This is a genomic window from Empedobacter sp. R132-2, from assembly GCF_030324375.1.
GTDB lineage: Bacteria > Bacteroidota > Bacteroidia > Flavobacteriales > Weeksellaceae > Empedobacter > Empedobacter falsenii_B.
This window is the reverse complement of record NZ_JACAGG010000017.1, coordinates 59,647-66,722: the sequence shown is the minus strand read 5'-3', so window position 1 is coordinate 66,722 and position 7,076 is coordinate 59,647. Positions and strand designations below refer to the sequence as shown.

Below are 7,076 nucleotides of genomic sequence, written 5' to 3'. Positions count from 1 at the left end.
TCTTTTGTCTTTTTAATCATCATAAAGCTATATTAGTTTTTTACTAATTTAGTCTACGAGGATATGACGTACCCACAGTAGCAGACGAAAAAGGAAATGGTGTTCTTCCTTACCCAACCGCTATAAAAAAAGCTGATGACGCCTGATTAAGTTAAGTGTTTAACATTTAATCAGGTAGTTTATGCAGACAAAACAAAAAAAATCATTCAGCAAAAAAATCAATTTACAACTTTGGTCGTTGTTTAGACGTTATCCAACTATTCCTTACATCCTCAAATGTACATTCATTTGCTTATTTATCGGACTTTGTGTTGGTAGTGCTTCCGCAGGTTTTCTTCAATCATTGGATTGGGTTACGAATTATCGGGAAAATCATTTATGGTTAATTGCATTGTTGCCTATTGGTGGTTTTTTCATTGGCTTACTTTATTATTATTTGGGCAAAGACATTGAACCAGGAAACAATTTACTTCTTGATACCATTCACGACCCTAAACAAATTATTCCCTTCCGTATGGCTCCGTTTGTTTATATCGGAACCGTGGTAACACATTTATTCGGTGGTTCGGCAGGGCGTGAGGGAACAGCTCTACAAATGGCGGGTGCAATTGCCGACCAATTCAGTAAACCTTTCCGACTTTCTGAAAGCGAGCGAAAAATTTTAATCATTTCAGCCATTTCCGCAGGTTTTGGGTCTGTATTTGGTACACCATTGGCAGGTGCAATTTTCGGTTTAGAAGTGTTTTTAATCGGACGATTAAAATACGATGCTATTTTTCCCGCATTTGCAGCCGCTATTTTCGCAGACTTAGTTACGAAACTTTGGCAAACACACCATACTCATTACTACATCAATTTTGTTCCCGACATCTCTTTTTTAAATATCATTTACGCAATCATTGCAGGAATTATTTTTGGATTATGCTCAGCAACATTTAGTAAAACAATACATAAGGCAAGTTCTATTTTCAAATCAAAAATTGAGTATCCACCTTTCCGACCTTTGATAGGCGGTGTTATTGTTGCTCTTGCAGTTTGGGCAATAGGCACAACAAAATACATTGGCTTAGGTATTCCTACAATTGTTCAGTCCTTTGAAGAACAATTACCTATGTATGATTTTGCCTTGAAAATGATTTTTACCATCATCACATTGGCAGCAAGTTTTAAAGGTGGAGAAGTTACTCCACTGTTTTTCATTGGGGCAACTTTAGGTAACGCATTAAGTTATTTCATTCCATTGCCAACAGCACTTTTAGCAGGAATGGGATTTGTTGCCGTTTTTGCAGGAGCAACGAATACGCCATTAGCTTGTAGCATTATGGCAATTGAACTTTTTGGTGCTGATTGCGGAGTGTATGTTGCAATTGCTTGTGTAGTTGCATATTTAGTTTCAGGACATAACAGCATTTACAACAAACAAATGGTTGGCGAACCAAAGCACAAAAGATTTTCGAACCACGAAGGAAAAAGATTAAATGAACTTTAAAATTGTGAATATGAATACAAACAATATAAACGTAATGAGAATTTATTTTGGCTACGGACAAACAGTCAAAGGACAATCTTTTTGGCAACGACTTTGGAGCAACAATTTGGGACAATTACTTTTAAAGAAAGCGAAAGAAATGAATATTGAACAAGCCAATATTTTTATTGCAAAAGCTGGTTATTTAGACAACGATAAGATAAGTTTCAATATTTCAGAAATTCCATCTAAAAAAAATCCAGTTTGCCTTGAACTTGTGGACACTGCCGAAAAATTAAAAAATTTTATAGGGCAAAATAGAAAAGAGCTAAACGAAACAAATATTATTCTACTAAATAATGAATGTTTTAAGATTGACCAATAAAAAAAGGACTTATAAAGCCTGTTGAACCCTTTGATAAACTCAGGATAGGCTGAAAAAAATTGTATCAAGAATAGAATTTTATCTTCAAAAACCTTTTTCTCGATACAAAATTCTTTCAGAATTCCACTCGAAATGACAGGTTTATTGATAAAATTAAAACGGGTTCATTAATTATAAAATAACATTATAACATGTAAACAAACATTATTTAATACCCTTCGAGCATTATTCGACAAGATTAATTTTTTGCTTATTACTATTTCTATTTCTATTAAACATAAATTATTTAGATATTGAATAGTGGTTAAAGTTGTAATTTTGGCTAAAATTATGGTTTTAAAACCACCGAAAGTTTTGGCACAATTTCGGTCTAATCATAAACTGATCACAGAGCTGAGAGAATAAGATTTCGATTCTTTTTCTATATTTTTTAAACGCATAAAATTGTGGTTTATACTCTTTTTGATTAGCTTTTTTAGGTGTTTCTTTACATTAACTTCTTTTTTGTCACTCCTCTACACAAACTTATATTGAATAATACTTAAACTACTCGATAATATCATGGAGAAAAAGTTACACTATTGAACAATTTTCTTATTTTTTTATAAAATTCTAAGCACGTGAACAACGAAGAAGAACAAACCAAAAATTTATAACTAACTTTGAGGTCTCAATTATGAGACCTTTTTATTTAAGAAAAATCAATGCAAAATATAAAATTAATCGTGACAGATATGGACGGAACTCTGTTACGTTCTAATCATTCGTTAAGTCCAGAATTCAATAAAATTTACGAAGAATTAAAAGAAAACAACATCACATTTGTACCTGCAAGTGGTCGTCAATATTATAGTATCATTTCTTATTTTGAAAATATAAAAGATGAATTGGCAATTATTGCTGAAAACGGAACCTATGTTACCTATAAAGGTGAAGAAATTTTTGTTGACGAATTGGATTGGTCTGTTGTAAAAGAAATCGTAGAAGAAGTGCGTAAAATAGAAGGCGCAAATATTGTTTTGGCAGGTAAAAATGCAGCTTATGTGGAATCGAAAGATGAAACTTTTTTAGAATATTTTAAAAATTATTATGACAAAAATATTTGGGTTGATGATTTAACTAAAATCGAAAATGAACAATTCATTAAAATTGCAGTAAATCATGCTGATGGAACAGAATTTAATGTATTTCCAAAATTAGTTGATTTTGAAAAATATGGATTAAAAGTTGTGGTTTCTGGAGAAGTATGGTTAGATGTAATGAACAAAAAATCGAACAAAGGAGTTGCATTACAAGCTTTGATGAATAAATTGGATATTTCTTCTGAAGAAATCATTGTTTTTGGGGATTTTATGAATGATTTGGAGATGTTACATTTGGCAAAATATAGTTTTGCAATGGAAAATGCGCATCCAAATGTAAAAGAAGTGGCAAATTTTAAAGCGCCTTCTAACGATGAAGATGGTGTAATTCAAGTTATTAAGCAATATTTACAACAATTAAAAACCGTAAACACTTAATAATCTGATAAATAACATCAATCATTTAACATTTCAAATCAGATTAAATTATTAATTTCGCACAAAACCTAAACAATCAATGTTAGCTATCAACAAACATCTAAAAAGCTTTCTTGCAATTGGAACTTTACTTTTTGTTTTTTCTTGTAAAAACGAAAATAATCCTATTCAAAATCAAACAACAACTTCTTCTGAACCAAAAGAAATTTTGCAGAATGATGTTGATTCTATTTATACGGTAAAAGTTGACTCTTCAGTTTTGAAATTAGATACTATTGCAAAAGAAGAAAGGAAAAATCCTATTGATTCGACAAAACAATATGTTTACCTAACTTTTGACGATGGTCCATATAAAGGAAGTAAAAATATCAATAAAATATTAACCGAAGAAAATGTAAAAGGAACGGTTTTCTTAGTTGGTTTTAATGCTTTTACGAAAGATTTGAAACAACATGTAGAAGATTATAAAGCCAATCCAAATATAGAAATTGCTAACCATACTTTTTCGCATGCGCGTAACAAATACAAAGCTTTTTACAGTGTTCCAGAAAATGTTTATGAAGATATTCGCAAAAATGAGGTGGTATTAGACATACATTCTCGTTGGATTCGTTTACCTGCACGTAATACATGGCGTTTGAACAAACGCAAAAAAGACGATCCAGTAAAAAATGCAATTCCAGCAGCTGATTTATTGGCTAAAAATCAATACTATATCTATGGCTGGGATTATGAATGGGAAAGAAGTGGAAAAAAATCTGCTACACATCAGCTTTCTTCGCCTGAAAAAATTTACGAAGGAATTGTACATCGTTTGGATCAAAATAAAACATTCGAAAAAAATCATTTGGTAATTTTAATGCACGATGATATGTTTAATGAAGATTATAATGCAGAAAAATTAAGACAATTAATTGTTTTATTGAAACGTAATCCGAAAATTGTTATTGAAGGAATTTCTGGATACCCTACCAGGATTAGCTAGATAAAATATTAAGATAAAAAAATCCACTTCAGATGAAGTGGATTTTTTTATTAAATAAACTCTATCGTTGTTTCTATTTCGTGACCTTTTTCTAACACTTTGTGTACAGGACAAGAATTTGCAACTTTCAATAATCTTGTTTGTTGTTTCTCATCAAAATCACCTTCTATAATGACATGACGTTGAAAAGTAATTGGCTCAGTTGTAATCATATCAAAATTGACATCTACCTCAACTTTTTTGTAAGCAAATTCTTTGTGATTCATATACATTTGCAATGTAATCGAAGTACAAGAAGCCAATGCAGCTCCCAATAATTCGCTTGGTTTTGCAGCTGTATCCAAACCTCCTTTATCTAAAGGTTCATCTACATTAAATTCGTGTTTCCCAGCTTTAATATTCGAAATATAATTTTTATCTGTCGAAGTTGATGTTACATTAATATCACTCATTATCAATTTATTTTTCGTTTTCTTTTATTTTAGATTTTTGTTGAGCTTGCGGAATCGGAACGTAATCGTCATCTCTAGGAACTTTAGGAAAACGATGATTAATCCAATTTTCCTTTGCCGTTTCAATCGTTTCTCTTGAAGAACTTACAAAATTCCAAAAGATAAAATGTTCTTCCGGTAATTCTTCTCCTCCAAAAATATAAACGGTAGAACCAGCCGTAATTTCGAACTCACACAAAGTAGCTTCTTTCGCAACTAATAATTGTTTTGTTCCGTATGTCTCTCCTCCATCTTTGATAGAACCTTCTAATACATACAAAGCAGATTCTCCATACAAATCTTTACCTAAAGAAACTTTGAAATCATTTTTAGCTTTAATCTCAATAAAATATAAAGGAGAATAAACAGGCACGCCAGAAGTATGTTCACCAAACTTACCAGCAATCAATCTATAATCAGCATTTTCGTCCGACCAATTTGGTAATTTATCTGCTTCAATATGAACAAAACTCGGCTCCATATTTTCTAATTCTTTTGGCAAAGCCACCCAAATTTGTAAACCATGTAATGTTTTTTCTGTTGTACGTAGATATTCTGGAGTTCGCTCAGAATGCACAACACCTTTACCAGCAGTCATCCAATTCACAGCTCCAGGCTGAATTTCTAATTCAGTTCCTAAACTATCGCGATGCATAATCGCTCCTTCAAATAAATAAGTCAAAGTTGATAAACCAATATGTGGGTGCGGTCCTACATCAAGATTTTGATAATCTTTCATTTTTGTTGGTCCCATATGATCGATAAATACAAATGGTCCGACATGTCTTTTTTGACGAAATGGTAATAATCTACCAACCAAAAAATTTCCTATATCAGCAGCTTTTTCTTCTAAAATTAATCCAACGTTAGACATAATTAGTTTAGTTTTTTAATTGATGTAAAATTAGTTTTAACTATTAATTTAAAACTTGATTTAAGTTAATAAATAAAAAAAGGCTAACCAAAAGGTTAGCCAATTATAACTTAATCTTAACGATTTCTAGTAATCGTAACTATTTTGTGTTTCTCCTCCAAAATTCCAAGCAATACCGAAACGTAATGTGTTTTCTAAAGCATTGTTTGTATCTGACATTGGAATTAAGTAAGAAGCATTAAAAGCAAACGCATTGTATTTTAGCCCTAAACCTAATGTCAAATGTTGACGATCACCTTTCATTGGACTTTCGTGAAAATAACCGGCACGGATAAACAAAGCATCATTATAAGAGTACTCTGCACCAACAGAATACATAATTTCTTTTAACTCCTCTTTTCCTCCCCCTGGAGCATCTCCAAATGAACTGAAAATTCCAGACATTACACCTTTATTAGGTATATAACGATTCGTTACATTCCCTTCTTCATCATATTCATATTGAGGTGTAGGAACTAACAATTTAGAAAATTCTGTTGTAATACCAACTTTATTGTAATCATCAAATTTGAAATCATATCCAACACCTAAACGTAATGTTGTTGGTAAATATGATGCATTATCTTCTGAGTTTGAATAATCTAATTTTGGACCAATATTAGAGATTTGGAAACCTCCACGTAATTTTCCTTCAAAATTATTTGTATTCATTGTTTCTGATTGATAATATCCAGCAATATCTACAGCAAAAGTGTTTGCTGGTTGAACTGTACCATCACTTACTCCATTGAATAAATCTGAACGAATGAAACGACCTGTCACCGCCATCGAGTAATTATCTGTTAAACGTAAACCATATGATAAATCGATTGAGAATTCATTTGGTTTGGCTACTCCGTCATTAATTATATCGCTTCCATCAATACCGCCTGCTCCAAGTCTATTTAACTGAATTTCGCCCATATTGAAATAATAGATACTTGCTCCTAATGTACTACGTTCATCTTGACCTAAAAACGTATAATAAGTAGCATTCAATAAAAATACATCATTCACCAAAGATCCCATATAAGGTGTATATGAAAAGGCTACACCTGAATAATCAGGAGCAAAAGAATACTTTGCCGCATTCCAAAATTGAGAATAATTATCCGCAGAAGTTGCAACTCCTTGATCTCCCAAACCACCTGCACGTGCATCTGGAGAAATTCTTAAAAATGGAGCTCCTGTCATTATCGGATTATTAACTTCATCTTTATTTTGAGCAAAAGTAAATCCTGATGCTAAAATCAATAAACTTGCTGTAATTTTTTTCATTCGTTATATTATTGATTATATTTTTTCTTTTTGTTT

General features: G+C 31.7%; 7 protein-coding genes, 1 pseudogene and 1 riboswitch. Of the genes and pseudogenes, 4 read left to right on the top strand and 4 right to left on the bottom strand.

Features of this window, described 5'->3' with window-relative positions:
- Positions 1-83: 83 nt before the first annotated feature.
- A riboswitch (Fluoride riboswitch) is annotated at positions 84-152 on the top strand.
- A gap of 29 nt (positions 153-181) precedes the next feature.
- Positions 182-1,489 carry a voltage-gated chloride channel family protein gene (locus HXZ69_RS09375; RefSeq protein WP_286495790.1) on the top strand — a complete coding sequence of 436 codons (1,308 nt, stop codon included), beginning with the start codon at positions 182-184 and terminating at the stop codon, positions 1,487-1,489.
- A 34-nt stretch (positions 1,490-1,523) separates the two neighbouring features.
- On the top strand, positions 1,524-1,853 hold the full coding sequence (locus tag HXZ69_RS09370; protein WP_286495789.1) for a DUF190 domain-containing protein: 330 nt from the start codon (positions 1,524-1,526) through the stop codon (positions 1,851-1,853).
- Positions 1,854-2,078: 225 nt separating this feature from the next.
- On the opposite strand, the pseudogene HXZ69_RS09365 reads toward HXZ69_RS09370, so the two are convergent.
- Positions 2,079-2,339, bottom strand: a pseudogene (locus HXZ69_RS09365) (IS982 family transposase); the annotation flags it as partial.
- Positions 2,340-2,557: 218 nt separating this feature from the next.
- On the opposite strand from HXZ69_RS09365, the gene HXZ69_RS09360 reads away from it, so the two are divergent.
- Both HXZ69_RS09360 and HXZ69_RS09355 read left to right on the top strand, forming a co-directional pair.
- Entirely contained in the window at positions 2,558-3,373 is an 816-nt protein-coding gene (locus tag HXZ69_RS09360) for an HAD family hydrolase (RefSeq protein WP_286495788.1), read from the top strand.
- Positions 3,374-3,452: 79 nt separating this feature from the next.
- Positions 3,453-4,358: a polysaccharide deacetylase family protein gene (locus HXZ69_RS09355; protein ID WP_286495787.1), complete on the top strand. Its 906-nt coding sequence runs from the start codon at positions 3,453-3,455 to the stop codon at positions 4,356-4,358.
- A gap of 50 nt (positions 4,359-4,408) precedes the next feature.
- Here the strand turns inward: HXZ69_RS09355 and HXZ69_RS09350 are convergent, their stop codons facing one another.
- The 3 genes from HXZ69_RS09350 to porV all read right to left on the bottom strand — a co-directional run bounded on the left by HXZ69_RS09350 (position 4,409) and on the right by porV (position 7,040).
- Entirely contained in the window at positions 4,409-4,810 is a 402-nt protein-coding gene (locus HXZ69_RS09350) for an OsmC family protein (protein ID WP_221855955.1), read from the bottom strand.
- Positions 4,811-4,817: 7 nt separating this feature from the next.
- The gene (locus HXZ69_RS09345; RefSeq protein ID WP_221855953.1) at positions 4,818-5,723 is read right to left on the bottom strand and encodes a pirin family protein; all 906 of its coding nucleotides are present in this window, start codon (positions 5,721-5,723) and stop codon (positions 4,818-4,820) included.
- 126 nt (positions 5,724-5,849) lie between these two features.
- Positions 5,850-7,040, bottom strand: coding sequence for a type IX secretion system outer membrane channel protein PorV (gene porV / locus HXZ69_RS09340; protein ID WP_286495786.1), 1,191 nt, complete (start codon positions 7,038-7,040; stop codon positions 5,850-5,852).
- Positions 7,041-7,076: the final 36 nt, after the last annotated feature.